Origin of the sequence: Pontibacter liquoris (assembly GCF_022758235.1) — a bacterium.
In the GTDB taxonomy this organism is placed as follows: Bacteria; Bacteroidota; Bacteroidia; order Cytophagales; family Hymenobacteraceae; genus Pontibacter; species Pontibacter liquoris.
The window spans coordinates 57,318-72,578 of sequence record NZ_JALEBG010000001.1 but is presented as its reverse complement, the minus strand read 5'-3'; the positions used below and the strand labels follow the sequence as shown (position 1 = coordinate 72,578).

15 protein-coding genes are annotated in these 15,261 nt (G+C 53.2%); 4 read left to right on the top strand and 11 right to left on the bottom strand.

Translation table 11 applies throughout. The annotated features are described in order from the left end of the window. Nucleotides 1–91: 91 nt before the first annotated feature. A complete protein-coding gene (locus tag LWL52_RS00270) occupies nucleotides 92–799 on the bottom strand; it encodes an endonuclease III domain-containing protein (protein WP_242916122.1) in 708 nt (235 codons plus the stop codon). A gap of 220 nt (nucleotides 800–1,019) precedes the next feature. Between LWL52_RS00270 and LWL52_RS00265 the strand changes: the two genes are divergently transcribed. Together LWL52_RS00265 and LWL52_RS00260 are read left to right on the top strand one after the other, a co-directional pair. Continuing rightward, nucleotides 1,020–1,709, top strand: coding sequence for an MBL fold metallo-hydrolase (locus LWL52_RS00265; protein ID WP_242916121.1), 690 nt, complete (start codon nucleotides 1,020–1,022; stop codon nucleotides 1,707–1,709). 149 nt (nucleotides 1,710–1,858) lie between these two features. After that, complete coding sequence (locus tag LWL52_RS00260) at nucleotides 1,859–2,497, top strand: DUF2238 domain-containing protein (RefSeq protein WP_242916120.1); 639 nt, start codon at nucleotides 1,859–1,861, stop codon at nucleotides 2,495–2,497. Nucleotides 2,498–2,590: 93 nt separating this feature from the next. Here the strand turns inward: LWL52_RS00260 and LWL52_RS00255 are convergent, their stop codons facing one another. From LWL52_RS00255 to LWL52_RS00235, 5 genes are all read right to left on the bottom strand, one after another. Then, entirely contained in the window at nucleotides 2,591–2,956 is a 366-nt protein-coding gene (locus LWL52_RS00255) for a hypothetical protein (protein WP_242916119.1), read from the bottom strand. A gap of 175 nt (nucleotides 2,957–3,131) precedes the next feature. Next, nucleotides 3,132–3,839, bottom strand: a complete 708-nt coding sequence (locus LWL52_RS00250) for a YiaD family glycine zipper/OmpA-like lipoprotein (RefSeq protein ID WP_242916118.1) — start codon at nucleotides 3,837–3,839, stop codon at nucleotides 3,132–3,134. A gap of 293 nt (nucleotides 3,840–4,132) precedes the next feature. Beyond that, a complete protein-coding gene (locus LWL52_RS00245) occupies nucleotides 4,133–4,882 on the bottom strand; it encodes a YiaD family glycine zipper/OmpA-like lipoprotein (protein WP_242916117.1) in 750 nt (249 codons plus the stop codon). 241 nt (nucleotides 4,883–5,123) lie between these two features. After that, on the bottom strand, nucleotides 5,124–6,029 hold the full coding sequence (gene accD, locus LWL52_RS00240) for an acetyl-CoA carboxylase, carboxyltransferase subunit beta (RefSeq protein ID WP_242920613.1): 906 nt from the start codon (nucleotides 6,027–6,029) through the stop codon (nucleotides 5,124–5,126). 155 nt (nucleotides 6,030–6,184) lie between these two features. Continuing rightward, a complete protein-coding gene (locus tag LWL52_RS00235; RefSeq protein ID WP_242916116.1) occupies nucleotides 6,185–7,243 on the bottom strand; it encodes a class I fructose-bisphosphate aldolase in 1,059 nt (352 codons plus the stop codon). On the opposite strand from LWL52_RS00235, the gene LWL52_RS00230 reads away from it, so the two are divergent. After that, entirely contained in the window at nucleotides 7,227–7,412 is a 186-nt protein-coding gene (locus LWL52_RS00230) for a hypothetical protein (RefSeq protein ID WP_242916115.1), read from the top strand. The genes LWL52_RS00235 and LWL52_RS00230 overlap by 17 nt on opposite strands. A gap of 37 nt (nucleotides 7,413–7,449) precedes the next feature. Here LWL52_RS00230 and LWL52_RS00225 read toward each other — a convergent pair whose 3' ends face one another. The 5 genes from LWL52_RS00225 to LWL52_RS00205 form a co-directional block, all read right to left on the bottom strand. Next, nucleotides 7,450–8,667, bottom strand: coding sequence for an amidohydrolase family protein (locus LWL52_RS00225; RefSeq protein WP_242916114.1), 1,218 nt, complete (start codon nucleotides 8,665–8,667; stop codon nucleotides 7,450–7,452). A 180-nt stretch (nucleotides 8,668–8,847) separates the two neighbouring features. Continuing rightward, nucleotides 8,848–10,149 (bottom strand): amidohydrolase family protein, encoded by a 1,302-nt coding sequence (locus LWL52_RS00220; RefSeq protein ID WP_242916113.1) that lies wholly within the window; start codon nucleotides 10,147–10,149, stop codon nucleotides 8,848–8,850. 563 nt (nucleotides 10,150–10,712) lie between these two features. Next, the gene (locus LWL52_RS00215) at nucleotides 10,713–11,726 is read right to left on the bottom strand and encodes a M28 family peptidase (protein WP_242916112.1); all 1,014 of its coding nucleotides are present in this window, start codon (nucleotides 11,724–11,726) and stop codon (nucleotides 10,713–10,715) included. Beyond that, nucleotides 11,716–13,209, bottom strand: coding sequence for a cysteine--tRNA ligase (gene cysS, locus LWL52_RS00210; RefSeq protein WP_242916111.1), 1,494 nt, complete (start codon nucleotides 13,207–13,209; stop codon nucleotides 11,716–11,718). The genes LWL52_RS00215 and cysS overlap by 11 nt, the downstream gene beginning before the upstream one ends. A gap of 121 nt (nucleotides 13,210–13,330) precedes the next feature. Then, nucleotides 13,331–14,464 (bottom strand): endonuclease/exonuclease/phosphatase family protein, encoded by a 1,134-nt coding sequence (locus LWL52_RS00205; RefSeq protein ID WP_242916110.1) that lies wholly within the window; start codon nucleotides 14,462–14,464, stop codon nucleotides 13,331–13,333. Between the two features lie 322 nt (nucleotides 14,465–14,786). Between LWL52_RS00205 and rimP the strand changes: the two genes are divergently transcribed. Continuing rightward, nucleotides 14,787–15,260 carry a ribosome maturation factor RimP gene (gene rimP / locus LWL52_RS00200; RefSeq protein WP_242916109.1) on the top strand — a complete coding sequence of 158 codons (474 nt, stop codon included), beginning with the start codon at nucleotides 14,787–14,789 and terminating at the stop codon, nucleotides 15,258–15,260. Nucleotide 15,261 lies beyond the last annotated feature (1 nt).

The following is a 15,261-nucleotide window of genomic DNA, read 5'->3' as shown; positions in this document are numbered from 1 at the left end:
CGCAGGAAGCGATGCCTGTAACGGCTGCGAAGAAACGGATATTTGCCAGCTGGCTTTACAAGTATAAAATCGTTGCTGATCTTTCCGCCGCTCAGGCTGCTTTGTCCACGCCTTTTTCGCGCACGTCCTCATAGTAATTGCAGATGCTGCTGAGCACGCACTTTTCGCACTTGGGGCTGTAGAACGTGCAGATGCGCTGCCCATGCCAGAGCAGGTGAATGTGGTAATTAAAGAGCTCTACCGGGTCCGGGGGCAGCAAGTGCAGCAGCACCTCGTGGGCTTTGTTGGCTGTAACTTTAGCCCCAAGTATACCTACGCGCTGGCTTACCCGAAAAACGTGCGTATCGACGGGCATTACGGGCTTATGGAAGTTAAAGAGCAACACCAGCGTGGCTGTTTTCAGGCCCACGCCCGGCAAACTGGTGAGCCAGGCAATGGCCTCGTCCACAGGCATGTCCTTCAGAAAATCGATATTGATCGTGCCGCACCTTTCTTTTATCATTCGCAACGTTTGCTGTATCTGGGGTACTTTCTGGCCGGGGTAGCGGGTGGTTTTAATGGCATCAGCCAACGCATCAAAATCAGCGTTCATCACGCCTTCCCAATCCCCGAACCGCTCCAGCATCGTATAATAGGCTTTCTCCTCGTCAACGTGGTTGGTGCGGTGCGAGAGCATGGTGGATATCAGCTCGTGCATGGGCTCGCGCCGGTTATCCAGTTTCAGCCGTTTATAGGCTTTGTTCAGCAGCTCGTGGGTCAGCTTTATTTTTTCTTCGGCAGGCAGATCATGCGCATCCATCGGCAATGGTTCTTGGTGATTTTCTTCTTTACGAACGTGCCGCAAGCGCGTTAAAGCGCCCGGCTGCCGGGTTTGCCTGCGCCTGGTTTTTACATGCATTTATACTTGCTTTATTAGCGCATCAGCTAGCATTAAACAGACAACTATTTGCAATATTTTTCGCTATACGTGGTAGCCAGGGTGCCTATGCCCTGCCAGCACAGCTTGACAGGGTATACGTATGCAGATAAAATTTTTAGGAACAGGCGGAGCTTTTGACACAGACTATCTTAATTCGGCGGCGCTCTTAGCATTTGGAGACATGCACCTGCTGCTGGACTGCGGGTTTACCGTATACCCGGAGCTGGTCAGGAAAAACCTGATACAGCAGGTAGACCACATCCTGCTCACGCACCTGCACAACGACCATTGCGGCAGCCTGGCTAACCTGCTGCTCCACAAAGCCATTATAGAAAAGAGCCGCCGGCCTGTGCTCATTTATCCTTCCGAACAGTTCAGGCAAAAGCTCTATACTTTTCTGGAGATACAGCTGAAAGACCCTGACAAGTATGCTGACTTTGTACCAATCGAGCATTTTGAGGGCATTACGTGCGTGGATACCTATGGCCAGCACTCGGAAAGCTACCAGACCTACGCTTATATATTCGACAACGATTACCGCATTGCGTATTCCGGCGACCTGGGCAGGCCAGAAGCGCTTTTTGATAAACTCAACCGCATGCCCAAAAAGAAGACCTGCGTGTTTCATGACATTACCTTTAATGCCGATAACACCAGCCATACCTATTACAAAAAGCTATTGCCTTATATGAATGGCGTCGACATATTCGGGTATCACTGCGATCCGTCCCAGAATCCGGACGATAATCCTATTCGCTTGGTATACTTTCAGCAGGAGCTGATGGCATGAGCATGGCCCGTATACCTGGCCTCAAAAGCCATTGGTCGAAATAAGCGAAACCTCTAAATTCAGCTAACTATCTTAAACAAGCCTGGCAGCTGAAACAAGTCTTATCTAAACCTGTTCCTGCTCCGGAACTAAAACAAGCTGCGCCCACGATGATGAAGGTCATGATGCCTGCTGCCAAAACAAAGGTACCTACGCTGCACAAAGTATACGGCGGGGTTTTTGTGATTTTCTGGCTTTATACCGGGCTTACCACGCCCGACCTGCTGAACTGGGCCACCGAAAACTCGCTGACGCTCTCGGTGCTGATCCTGCTGGCAGCTTTTTACAACATCTTCCGCCTCTCCGATAGCAGTTATACGCTTATTTTCCTGTTTTTGCTCCTGCATGTGTACGGCAGCCAGTATAACTATGCCCAAAACCCCTTGGGAGAGTGGCTGCAGCAAACGTACCACCTGCAACGCAACCCCTACGACAGGATTGTGCATTTTAGCTTTGGCTTGCTGCTGGCGTACCCCATGCAGGAAGTGCTTGGCCATGGCTTAAAACCAAGTTCGCCCTGGCGCTACCTTTTGCCTCTGCAGCTAACGCTGGCCTTGGGGGCCCTGTATGAAATTGTGGAGTGGCTTGTGGCAGACCTGGTATTTGGGGGTAAACAGCAGGGAATGGCTTACCTGGGCATGCAGGGCGATAGTTGGGATGCCCAGAAAGATATGGCTCTTGCGCTGGCAGGCGCCCTGCTGGCGATGGGGGCCACATACCTATTGCATCACCGGAGAGAGCAAGCCTAAGTGGCAGTAGTTCTGGGCCGGCGGCTTGTGAAAGAAATTCAAGCTATACTAGCCAAGTGTGCGACCCTGCCGGGCCAGGAAGCTAACGGCAGCTTAGCGGTATTCCCGCTTCCGCTTGAAGTTATTTGCCCTTATCTTTGATTTGTCGTTATGAAATTCTGCTTTGCCCTCGGGGGTTTCTATTTTCAGCACTTCGCCGGCCAGTTCGATCTTCACAAAGTCATCCTCGTAATTCACCTCGTCAAACTTTTTATAATAGGCCTGCCGGCTATGCATATGGCGGGCAAACTCAGTGAGCGGCATGGTACGGGCAAGCCGGGCATCGTGGTGCAGTGCTTGCTGCACCTGCTGTTCCTGCGCCGCTATACTTCCTGCGGCAGTCAGGCTTACAACCCCTTCACTGTCCGTTTTAGCTGCTGTCCCACGGTCGCAGGCGCTGGCAGCAAGCAGCAAAAGCATTCCCCAAACTATTGTTAATCGCCTTCTCATTTTCCCTTCTATCCTAAAGTTACTGCTCCGCTTACGCAAATGGCACGTGCGGAGTTAACAGGAGGCGCTTTCAAAAAAACAGCCGCACCCTCAGGGGGATGCGGCTGTAAAAAATCACCAATTATTCACTAATCACAAATGCAGGTTATAGATCACCGCGCTCAGCAGCTTTCTTCATTTTTTCGTTGGCATAGATAGCGATCTCTACACGGCGGTTCTGCTGACGGCCTGCTTCTGTAGAATTGTCTGCCACCGGCTGGTCAAAGGCATATCCTTTGGTGGTCATGCGGCTACGATCTACACCCATAGAGGCGGCATAATCCGCTACCGACTGGGCACGCTGCTCAGAAAGACGCTGGTTCAGCTCACGGGAACCGGTATTATCGGTGTGGCCTTCGATCAGCACGTTGGTATCCGGGTATTTCTTCAGTGTTTCAGAAAGCTGCGCAATATCTGTTTGGGCAGCTGGCTGCAACTGTGCAGAGCTGGTCTGGAACAGGATACCGGAATTGAACGTGATCTTGATACCTTCGCCTACACGCTCCACTTGGGCGCCTTCCAGGTCACGGCGAAGTTCTTCGGCCTGCTTGTCCATACGGCGGCCAATTACAGCACCGGCAGTACCACCCACAGCGGCACCAATAATGGCACCGGCAGCTGTGTTACCTGCTACTCTACCAATAACGCCCCCTACTACCGCACCAGAGCCGGCACCAATAATGCCACCTTTGGCAGTCTTGCTCATGCCTTTCCTTTCAGTAGTGCTGGTGTTGGCTGTCTGGTTTTTAGTACACGAAGTGAAAAAGATACCTAGTATGGCAATAATGGATAGATAAATTCTTAAATTTTTCATAATTGTTTCGTTAAGTCAGTGTTAAAGAACCGTCAGATTCTGAGCATAATACTCCAAAGACGCGTAAAAGTTTGGTTCTGCACCCTTGTTTTGCCCAGTGCCTGGCCGCTTTGCGTTAACCCACAACGGCCATTCCGCTGATGTTTAATACATTATATACCTTATTTTGTATACTTAAACGTGCAAAGATTTTGCGGGTTCCGCCGCACGTGCCGCTTTGCTGTAAAAAGCGCCTGCCCGGCCTTTGAGCAGGCGCTTATTTATTTTCCTGCTGCCCTGCGGCAGCAAGTGATTTATTTTACTTCGCCGTTTTCAGCAGCGTTCTTCAGCTCCTCGTTGGCAACAATGATGATCTCTACGCGGCGGTTCTGGCTACGGCCTTCCACGGTATTGTTATCTGCAATCGGCTGATCGTAGCTGTAGCCTTTGGCCTGCAGGCGCGAGCCATCCACTCCCAGGCTGCGGGCATAGGCTGCCACTGACTCGGCACGGCGCTCCGACAGGCGCTGGTTCAGCTCATAGCTACCGGTGTTGTCCGTGTGGCCTTCGATGATCACATTGGTGCCCTCATACTTCTGCAGCGTCTGGGCAAACTTCTGAATGTCCTGTTTGGCTGTAGCGCTCAGTTCGGCAGAGTTGGTCTTGAATAAAATGCCGGAGTCAAAGTTGATCCGGATGGCCTCGCCTACGCGCTCCACTTTGGCATTCTCCATGCTTTTCTCCAGCTCTTCGGCCTGCTTGTCCATGCGGCGGCCGATCACGGCACCTGTGGCACCTCCTACGGCGGCCCCAATAATAGCGCCTGCTGCCGTGTTGCCCAATCTGTTACCGATAAGGCCACCTAACACTGCACCACCACCGGCACCAATAATACCGCCTTTGGTTGTTTTTTTCATGCCCGGTTTTTCATTCTCGGCAGGTTTTGGCTGGCTCACTACTGTTCCGTCGTTTCCTACGCCTGCCACAGGCTTGGACGACTGGCACGAAGAAAATAACAGCGTAACTGCCAGCAGGGAGCTGAGGGACATTTTGATAAGTTTCATAATACTTGCTTTGGTAAAGGTTGAATCGTTTTACTGTTTTAAATGGGCTGTTTTAGGTATGTTGCCATACGTTACAATGCCTAACGCAATACTAATGCCAAACTTATATAACAAGGCTTCTATATTTTAAGAATATATTTTTGATGCGGTAGTACTGCCAAAATGTAGCTGGCCAGTATCAAAAGAGCCGCCTTCCGGAATAACCCAGAAGGCGGCTCTTTATACTAGCGTAAGGCCAACGTTAGGATGCGTTTGCCACTTTGCCGTTTTTCAGCTTGGGTTCTGCCGGTGCCTCTGCATCTGCAGGGCGCAGCATGGCCAGCAAATCGCTTAGTTTCTGCTTCAGGGCCTTGCGGTCCACAATAAAGTCCAGGAAGCCGTGCTCCAGCACAAACTCTGCGCTCTGGAAGCCTTTTGGCAGGTCTTTGCCAATGGTTTCCTTGATCACGCGCGGGCCGGCAAAACCGATCAGGGCGCCTGGCTCGGCAATGTTAAAATCACCCAGCATGGCATATGATGCCGTTACGCCGCCCGTAGTCGGATCGGTGAGCAGCGAGATATAGGGCAGCTTCTCTTCGGCCAGCAAGGCCAGGCGGGCAGAGGTTTTAGCCATTTGCATCAGCGAGAAACCAGCTTCCATCATGCGGGCACCACCCGATTTGGAGATCATCAGGAAAGGCGTACGGGTTTTACGGGCATGGTCCACAGCGCGGGCAATCTTCTCGCCTACCACCGAGCCCATCGAGCCGCCGATAAAGGCAAAGTCCATACAGGCGATGGTGATGTCCTGCCCGTTCATTTTGCCGTAGCCCGAACGCACGGCGTCTTTCAGACCGGTACTTTTTTGGGTGGCGGCTATACGCTGCGGGTAGGGCTTGGAATCTACAAAGTTCAGCGGATCGCCTGAGGTCAGGTTCTCATCCAGCTCTGTAAAGGTGTTGTCGTCAAACAAGATCGCGAAATATTCCTTGGAGCCGATGCGGTCGTGGTAATCGCACTTTACGCAGGTGCTCAGGTTCTTGCGGTGCTCGGCCATACTGGTCACCGTTTTGCAGGCCGGGCACTTGTACCACAACCCGTCGGGCGTCTCTTTTTTCTCTTCGGTTGGGGTATGGATTCCTTTTTCTACTCTTTTAAACCAAGGCATCATAGTTCAAAGCGTGCTCACCGCACATTAAAGTTTACAAGTATACCTTGCAGCAAGGCATAAAAATGGTAGCCTGCCCCTTCCGGGCGCCTGCAGAGGTGCCGGAAAAAAGGCAGGCTACAAAAATATGTAATTATCTGCAGTTGTGCTACAAATTACGCCAGTGTAATCTCACGTGCCAGGTAAACATCCTGAATGGCCTGCAGCAGCGCCACGCCAGCGTTCATATCTTTCTGAAACGCTTTGCGGCCCGAGATCAGCCCCATGCCACCAGCCCGTTTGTTAATGACTGCCGTGCGCACTGCATCGGCCAGGTCCGACTCCCCTTTCGACTCGCCCCCGGAGTTGATCAGGCCGGCGCGGCCCATATAGCAGTTGGCTACCTGGTAGCGGCACAGGTCGATGGGGTGATCGGTGGCCAGCTCGCTATACATCTTCTCATGTGTCTTTCCGAAACCGATGGCTTTAAAGCCGCCGTTGTTTTCGGGCAGTTTCTGCTTGATGATATCGGCCTGGATGGTAACGCCCAAGTGGTTGGCCTGCGCCGTCAGGTCGGCAGCGACGTGGTAATCTACGCCGTCTTTTTTGAAGGCATTGTTGCGGGTGTAGCACCACAGGATGGTGGCCATGCCCAGCTCATGCGCCCGCTCAAAAGCCTGGGCCACTTCCACGATCTGGCGCGACGACTCTTCCGATCCAAAGTAGATGGTAGCACCTACCGCTGCAGCGCCCAGGTTCCAGGCATCCTCCACCGAACCGAACATGATCTGGTTATACTTGGTGGGAAAGGTCATCAGCTCGTTGTGGTTGATCTTCACCACAAAAGGGATCCGGTGCGCATACTTCCGCGACAAGATGGCCAGGTTCCCAAAGGTGGTGGCCACGGCATTGCAGCCGCCTTCCATGGCTAGCCGGATAATGTTCTCCGGGTCGAAATAGATCGGGTTGGGCGCAAATGAGGCGCCCGCCGTATGCTCGATGCCCTGGTCTACAGGCAGGATGGACAGGTAGCCCGTTCCGCCGAGGCGTCCGTGGTCGAAGAGCTGCTGCAGGTTGCGTAGCACCTGCGGGTTGCGGTTAGAAGGCACAAAGATCCTTTCCACAAAGTCAGGTCCCGGTACGTGCAACAGCTCGCGGGAGAAGGTTTTGCTTTCGTGCTGCAGCAGGCTGTCGGCATCGGCGGCAAGTAGAGAAACGATGGAATCGAACGTCATGGGTCGTGTATTTGGGATGAAAGATGCGTGGGCTCCGGGATGCAAACCGGCTAAAATAAGCTACTCCCGGAAGCTGCCACGCGATCCATCCTTATACTTAACGGGCAAGCAGCCATTCCAGACGCAGAACTCCTTCCCATACTTGCATTTCCTCAAAAAGTTACCCTAATCTACTGGTAGCCAAGACCAATAGCTGCCACAGCAGCTTACATACACTCGTTGCTGACCACCTGGCCATCGATGATCACGGCGCATACATGCGAGGTGTACTCGAACGGATCGCCATCGAAGAGCACCACGTCGGCGTCCTTGTTCTTTTCGAGCGAGCCTACCCGCTGCTCCTGCCCAATGATGCGGGCGGGGGTGGAGGTAATGGCGGCCAGGGCCTGCTCGGGGCTCATACCGTTGGCTACAGCTACGCTTGCCTCAAAAAGGATCACGCGGGCGCGTGGCACATAGGCCTCAAAGCCACTCTGGATAGCCACCGGGATGCCGGCTTTTGCCAACACGCCCGCCGTCTCGAACGACATGTTCTTCAGGTCTTCGTTGGCGCGCGCCATAGTGGGATGAATGATCACGGGAACACCGGCCGCTTTTATCTCGTCTACCAGCAGGTATGCTTCTGCAGCGCCATCCAGCACCATTTTGAGGTTAAACTCTTTGGCCAGGCGCAGGGCGCCCATAATATCCTGGGCTTTGTTGGCAGTAACAAGCGCCTTATACTTGCCACTGAGCACACCGGCCAGGTATTCCAGTTTCAGGTTGCGGTCCGGGCGCTTGCTGGCATCGGCATTGGCCATTTTCTTGCCGTATACCTGCGCCGCCTGCAGCTCGGAGCGCAACATGGCCAGTCCTTTGGCAGCGGTCTTTGGCGAGTTATAGTTCTCCGCCACGGTAGATCCCAGCGTAAAAGCAACCATGCTGGTGGTATCCATTAGCGTTCTAAAACCCTGCGGGGATGTTTTGATGACCATGGTTTGCCCGCTGGCCAGGGCGCCCGGCGCGTGGCCCGTGTTGATGGTGGTAACACCATAGCGGCGCACCCAGTCGATGAGCTCCTCGTTAGGGTCGTAAGCATCCAGGGCGCGAAGCTCGGGCTGCAACGGCGCCGTTTTTTCGAGCTGCTGCTGGTCGGCCGGGATGTTGTAAATGCCGGCCAACCCTACCGAAGTATGGGCATCCACCAGCCCCGGCGTGACTACTTTGGCCTGGTATACTTTGTAGTTTTGCGGCACGGCCAGGTTAGCGCCTACGGCTTCAATTTTGCCGTCTTTTATCAGCACCACACCATTTTTAACCGGCGCGCCTGCCATGGTATAAACGGTTTCACCTTTGATGGCGATCTGCGCGCGCGCCTGCTGCCCACCAAGTATGGCCAGCCCGGCGGCAAGTATGGCAGAAGCCTTTTGTATATTTTTATGCATGTTGACTCTGTTTTAGCTGTTAGTTGCAGGATGTTAGATGTTAGACATAGGACTGCTAGACAAAGGATTTTTCAGATAGAAGCGGCAAATTAATTGCGATGCGTTCTGCTTTGCTCGCCAAGTATAAGGTGCTTGCTTCAGAACGTCTTTTATCCTTTGTCAAAATGTCCTTTGTCAGATTTAATCGGTGTGGAAATCCAGTGCACCATTGTAGGCATTATAGCCACCAGTGGCAAACTTCTTATCCTCGGGGTTGGCCAGGTCAAAGCGTTTTTTGCCCTCTACCCACGTCTGCTCCACGTGCGTGTACACGCTGAAGGGCTCGCCGCTGAGCACCACAAAATCTGCATCTTTGCCTTTCTCCAGCGATCCTACGCGGCCATCGAGTTCCAGCATTTTGGCGCCGGCCAGCGTAATACCCTCAATCGCTTTTTCCTTGCTCATGCCGGCCCGCACCGCCAGCGATACGTTGCGCATAAACAGGCGGGAGTCGGTAATACCATCGTCTGTATGGAAGGCTGTCAGCACGCCCGCCCGCTCCAGCACGGCGCCATTGGAGTTGTGAATGCCCACGGCTTCGACCTTACCGCCCGGCGAATCCAGGGTGATGATGGAGGCAGGCACACCGGCTGCTTTAATCTCATCCACCGCTTTCCAGGCTTCGCTCACGTGGTGCAGCACCAGCTTAAAGCCAAACTCTTTTTGCAGGCGCAGGGCCGTTAAAATATCTTCGTAGCGGTGGGTGTGGAAGTGCACAATGCGCCGGCCATCTAGTATCTCTACAATCGGGTCGAGCTGCGGCTTGCGTTCCGGCATTTTATCGGCTTTGCCTTTGGCGGCTTTTATTTTTTTCTGATACTGCTGCGCGTCCAGGAACAGCTGGCGGTCCATGGCCGCCGATTTGGCGCGGGTGCCCGGGAAAGGAGCCGGCCGCATGGGGTTGGTACCATTGGCCATTTTCATGCCGCCGCAGATGCCGTTGGTCACATCGGTGCAGAAGGTCAGGTCTTCGATGGTCTTGCCTTCGCGCATTTTGAGGTATACTGTCTGGCCGCTCATCAAATGGCCTGAGCCCGGCATCACGTTCACGGTGGTAATGCCGCCGGCCAGCGCCCGCTTGAAGGTATCGCTTATGGGGTTGATGCCATCCATCACCCGCACATCGGGGTGCAGTGCCGCCGACCCATCGCCACCGGAGCCTTCGCCCAGGTGCGAATGCGTATCTACCAGGCCGGGCATCAGCACCTTGCCGGTCATATCAAACTCCACGGCATCTTTGGGCACCTTCACTTTGCCAACAGGCCCTAGGGCGGTAATTTTGCCATGCTGCACCACCAGTACGCCCTGTGCAATGGGCTCGCCGGAAACGGGAATAATGCGGGCCCCTTTAAAAACATGCGGCTTTTCCTGTGCCAGCACAGGGCTGCTGCCCAGCAGCACCGCCAGGCCAAGCGCCACCACTAACTGCTTCTCAGATCTCATAAATAAGGGTAAAGTAAATCGTTTGTTTAGTTGAGTGCCTTAACTTAAGAGTTTAGCGGCATAAATAAAATTCTCACCCGGCAATTGCTTGCTCTATGTGTTTCAAGCACCCTTTTTACAAGCACAACTTCTTTATATACAGTTACTTGAAATCAAATCCCAATTTCCCGTTTGCAGTTATTTCTTATAGTGTTTTACTTAATTCCCGGTCGCAATGAAAAAGGTATGAACTTCCCGGTCAAAAATGTGCTGGCAGCGCTCCTGCTATTTGGGTTGATGCTCCTTTATGCCTGTGCCCAGTCCGCGCAACTAACAGGTGCTTGGAAGAGCCCCAAGCAGCTACCAAGCAATACAGCAACATGATCACTGTATCTATGTCGCATAACATAGTGATCAGGCAGCAAGTGGAGAATGACTTTCAGAAAACCTCGCAGAATATCGCAAAAGTAACCATCGAACAGATGGGCCAGGATAAGCTAGTAAGTGCAAAATAAAATCGTGTTAAGCATAAAAAAAGGGCACCGCGTGGTGACCTTTTTTTATGAAGTGCTTTGAAGTATAACTTACTCGTTATACACTACATGCAGCATGGTCTGGCCCACGGCTTTCAGCGTCCGGGGGCTGATCACGTCCATGTTGTCGGTATGGCGGTGATGGTAAGGGCCAAAATAATCGCCGTCGGGGGCGCCCATGTTATATTCGATCACGTCGATCATGCGAATATTGGCCCAGTTGTTCACATAAGAATGGTCGTCGGTAATGGCGGGAGCATTCTCATACTTAAAGTAGTCGGAGTAGCCGATGTGATTAGCCGCTTTCCATACTTTGTCCACAATCCCTTTGGCATGTTGCATCGAAGTACCTTCGCGGGCAAACTTGGCGTTCTCAGCGCCGACCATGTCCAGCAGGATGCCGTAGTTGGCTTTATAGTTGGGCACGTGTTTGTTTTTGCTCCAGTATTGCGCGCCCAGGCACCAGGTATCTTCCTTATAGGGTATGCCGCTGTTATCGGGCTGGCCATAATCCTCGCCGTCAAAAAAGATCATATCCACGCCTACTGCAGGTTTCTGCTGCGCGGTGTGTATAGTGCGGGCCATTTCCAGCAGTACGCCAACGCCGCTGCCGCCGTCGTTGGCCCCGTCAATGGGTTTATCCTGGTTGCTGCTGTCCTTGTCGGCAAAAGGGCGCGTATCCCAGTGGGCAGCCAGCAGCACGCGGTTGGCCGTCTGCGGGTTATAAGAGGCGATGATGTTGCGCAGGTTAAGCATTTTGCCGTCAAAAGCGCGCATCTGAAAGCTCTGAACCTTTACCTCGGCTCCATATTCCTTTAGCTTGCTGATGATCCAGTCGCCCGTTTGCTGTGCCGCCGGTGTGTTGGGCACGCGCGGCCCGAAAGCCACCTGCTTGGCCACAAACTTATAAGCGGAGTCGGCATTAAAAGCCGGCGCTTTTACCGCCGGCTTGGCTTCTTCGGTGCTGGCCACCTGCTGGCTGCCGCCGTTGGTGGCAGAGTCGCAGCTATACATGGCCAGCGAACCAGCGAGCAACAGCACCAGCGCTATCATATTATTCTTCATAAGCCCAGTCAATTCCTGTTTTCAAATCTTTAATTACGATCCCCTGTTTCTTCAGCTCAGCCCGGATGTGGTCCACTTTGTCGTAGGCTTTGGTTTCTTTTGCTTCTTTGTAAAAGCCCAGCACCAGCTCCAGCATCTCCTCTACATCGCCCGAAGGCTCCTCCTGCAGGCCCAGCACATCCAGTACCAGCTGGGTATAAGTGCTGCGGATCGTGTCGAAGGTGCCCCTGGTTATCGCTGCCATCGGAAGCTGCCCCAGGTAAAGGCTGTTGATCTTCTTGAGCAGGTTAAATAACGCGGCAATCGTGCGCGCAGTATTCAGGTCATCGTTCATGCCCCGGAAGCAGTCTTCGCTCAGCTTAAGCAGCTCTTCGTTCAGTTGGGCATCCGGCGTGCCTGCGTCTTCCACGGCGGTGCTCAGTTTGGCCAGCACCCGCAGGCCGTTCATCAGCTTGGTATAGCCTTTGCGCGCCGCCTGCAGGGCTTCGTTGCTAAAGTCCAGGGTGCTACGGTAGTGGGCCTGCAAGATGAAAAAGCGGATCGTCATGGGAGAGTATTTTTCCTCCAGCATGGCGTGGTTGCCACTAAACAGCTCGCTCAGGTTGATAAAGTTCCCCAGCGACTTGCCCATCTTTTGGCCATTCACCGTGATCATGTTGTTGTGCACCCAGTATTTGGCAGCATCCGTGTGGCTGTCGCTGGCCTGGCTCTGCGCTATCTCGCACTCGTGGTGCGGAAACATCAGGTCCAGCCCACCGCCATGTATATCAAAGGTTATGCCTAAGTACTTGCGGCTCATGGCCGAGCACTCCAGGTGCCACCCCGGAAAGCCCTCGCTCCAGGGCGAAGGCCAGCGCATGATGTGCTGTGGCGAGGCCTTTTTCCAGAGCGCGAAGTCCAGCGGCGAACGCTTTTCTTCCTGCCCTTCGGTGGCGCGGGTGTTGCTGAGCAAATCGTCTATGTTGCGGCCCGAGAGCTTGCCATAATGATGCCCCTTGTTGTAAGCCGGCACATCAAAGTATACCGAGCCGTTTACCTCGTAGGCCAGGCCGTTCTTCAGGATCTCCTGGATCATCTCGATCTGCTCGATGATGTGGCCAGAGGCGCGGGGCTCAATATCGGGCGGCAGCACGTTGAGCTTGCGCAGTTCCTCGTGGTAAATATTGGTGTAGTGCTGCACCACCTCCATGGGCTCCAGGTGCTCGAGCTTCGCTCTTTTCTGAATTTTATCCTCTCCTTCGTCGGCGTCATTTTCCAGATGGCCTACATCCGTTACGTTGCGCACGTAGCGTACGGTATACCCCAGGTATTTGAGGTAGCGGTAAAGCACATCGAAGGTAACGGCACTGCGGGCATGGCCCAGGTGCGGTTCGCCATACACGGTAGGTCCGCAGACATACATGCCCACAAAGGGGGCGTGCAGGGGTTCAAATTCTTCCTTTTTGCGTGTAAGTGTGTTGTAGAGATTCAGTTTTTGTTGCATGGTATGGGTAAGCGCATAAGCTCCGAGGGTCTTATACGGCTGCGTTTTGTTGTAGTAGTGTAGCCGGCAACCGGTGCCTGGCTGTATTCGGGCCAAAATTATACATATTGTCTGCTATCTCCTAACGGGCCGGTACGGTGTCGGGGTGCAGCACATACTTAACCGATACCGGAAAGTGGTCTGAAAGGCCCATCTCATAATGTGTTTTATACTCGTAAGCCTGCAGGCTGGGGCTGTAAAACTGGTTGTCGATGCGCAGAAACGGTATGGGCCCGTTGTAGGTCGCTCCCACCCCGCTGCCCGCCTCCACAAAAGCATTCTCCAGCAGCTTGGCCATCTGGTTGTAAGTATAACTGAAAGGGATATCGTTAAAATCGCCGCAAACAATAACCGGGTACGGCGACTCGGCCACATGCGCCAGCAGCGTCTCGATCTGGTGGCCCCGGGCTATGAACCCTTTCCGCAACCGGCGCGCTACGTTGCGCCCTTCTTTCTTAAAGCTTGCCTCGTCGCCAATGGCATAATACGTGTTTTCGATATCTTCCGACTTGATGCTCATCGACTGCAGGTGAGCCGCGTAGATGCGCACCGTGTCACCTTTCACATCTATATCTGCCCAGATTACGCGGTTGGCACTGGCCATCTCGAAGTTGATCACGCCCCTTTTAACTATAGGGTACCTGGAAAAGATCACAATGCCGATATCGCCCTTTTCGCGGTCTATGTTGGCTACAGAAAAGAACCTATACTTGTCGTAGCGCACGCCTATTTTGCTGATGGTGTTGTATACATTGGAATGGCGCTTGCTGTAAAACTCCTGCAGGCAGTACACATCGGCCGGGTGGGTGGCAATCCAGTCGATCATTTCGCCGGCGGTGGTCTGCTGGCTCTTTGGGGTGCCTAAATAAGCATTAAAAATATGCGTGTTGTAAGAAAGCACCTGCAGCGTTTTGGCACCTGCGGGCGCTGTTTTCTCCCCAACCCGGAAAGCCACCAGCCGGCTGTAATAATTGTGGCCCAGCACCAGCACCGCCAGCGGCAGCACTACTACCCAGGAGCGGCGCAGCGCCCAGTACAGCAGAAACAGGAAATTTAAGACAAGGGCACCGGGCAGCGAAAAGGCTACAAAACCGGCGGGCCAGAACTTGTAAGGCGGCACCTGCAGGCATAGCACGCCCGCCAGCACCCACAACACCACCACGATGTTGAAAATGAGCCATATCCGCCGTCTTATTTTCTTAAACGTTTCCGCCATTGTAGCAAACTTACAAAGAAAGCGTCTATCTATCTCATGCCAGGGTATAATATCTTGCCTGCAGGCTGCAGGGGCAGTAAACGCGCGAACTTTAACGCACTGCGGCGTGTTATTACCGAACAAACCCTCCACTGGTTATTGCGCAACGTGCAATGGCCCTGCCCCGGATTTTGCTGGAATATAGTTCTGTTACAGAATTAAAATATACGCCTCAAACGAACACTATTGTGTATATGATGTTTTTATCGTAAATTTGTGGCTATATTTCCAAGGAGAGTTGAGGGGACACGAAGTCCCCTTCTTTATTTCTTAACCGTTAGCTATGGCAATAACTGCAAAATTCATAAAAGAGGCCGCGGAAGCCAGTCTTCCGCAAGAGGACCTGTTTGTTGTGGATGTGGCCGTGTCTGACACGCCGGTGCGGCCCAAGATCACGGTGCTGGCCGATGGCGAACAAGGCATTACCATTGACCAGTGCGCAACCATCAGCCGCCGCATCAACAAAAGGATCGAGGAGACCTTTGGCGAAGAAGTGAGCTATGTGCTGGAGGTAAGCTCGCCGGGGGTGGATTTTCCGCTTACCCAGCCCAAGCAGTACCAGCGCAACGTGGGCCGCAGCCTGAAAGTAAAACTGCAGGACGGCACCGAGAAAACCGGCAAACTGGAGGATGTGACGGAAAACGGCATCGGTTTACTGGAAGAAACAAAACAAAAAGGCAAAAAGGCAACGTATGTGCCTGTGCAAATACCTTTCGGGGAGATTGTAAAAGCAAATGTGGTAATATCTTTTAAATGAT

Excerpts from the sequence above, each read along its gene's own strand:
- LWL52_RS00270 (WP_242916122.1), bottom strand. The coding sequence starts at position 799 with ATGGATGCGCATGATCTGCCTGCCGAAGAAAAAATAAAGCTGACCCAC.
- LWL52_RS00265 (WP_242916121.1), top strand. The coding sequence starts at position 1,020 with ATGCAGATAAAATTTTTAGGAACAGGCGGAGCTTTTGACACAGACTAT.
- LWL52_RS00260 (WP_242916120.1), top strand. The coding sequence starts at position 1,859 with ATGATGAAGGTCATGATGCCTGCTGCCAAAACAAAGGTACCTACGCTG.
- LWL52_RS00255 (WP_242916119.1), bottom strand. The coding sequence starts at position 2,956 with ATGCTTTTGCTGCTTGCTGCCAGCGCCTGCGACCGTGGGACAGCAGCT.
- LWL52_RS00250 (WP_242916118.1), bottom strand. The coding sequence starts at position 3,839 with ATGAAAAATTTAAGAATTTATCTATCCATTATTGCCATACTAGGTATC.
- LWL52_RS00245 (WP_242916117.1), bottom strand. The coding sequence starts at position 4,882 with ATGAAACTTATCAAAATGTCCCTCAGCTCCCTGCTGGCAGTTACGCTG.
- accD (WP_242920613.1), bottom strand. The coding sequence starts at position 6,029 with ATGCCTTGGTTTAAAAGAGTAGAAAAAGGAATCCATACCCCAACCGAA.
- LWL52_RS00230 (WP_242916115.1), top strand. The coding sequence starts at position 7,227 with ATGGAATCGAACGTCATGGGTCGTGTATTTGGGATGAAAGATGCGTGG.
- LWL52_RS00235 (WP_242916116.1), bottom strand. The coding sequence starts at position 7,243 with ATGACGTTCGATTCCATCGTTTCTCTACTTGCCGCCGATGCCGACAGC.
- LWL52_RS00225 (WP_242916114.1), bottom strand. The coding sequence starts at position 8,667 with ATGCATAAAAATATACAAAAGGCTTCTGCCATACTTGCCGCCGGGCTG.
- LWL52_RS00220 (WP_242916113.1), bottom strand. The coding sequence starts at position 10,149 with ATGAGATCTGAGAAGCAGTTAGTGGTGGCGCTTGGCCTGGCGGTGCTG.
- LWL52_RS00215 (WP_242916112.1), bottom strand. The coding sequence starts at position 11,726 with ATGAAGAATAATATGATAGCGCTGGTGCTGTTGCTCGCTGGTTCGCTG.
- cysS (WP_242916111.1), bottom strand. The coding sequence starts at position 13,209 with ATGCAACAAAAACTGAATCTCTACAACACACTTACACGCAAAAAGGAA.
- LWL52_RS00205 (WP_242916110.1), bottom strand. The coding sequence starts at position 14,464 with ATGGCGGAAACGTTTAAGAAAATAAGACGGCGGATATGGCTCATTTTC.
- rimP (WP_242916109.1), top strand. The coding sequence starts at position 14,787 with ATGGCAATAACTGCAAAATTCATAAAAGAGGCCGCGGAAGCCAGTCTT.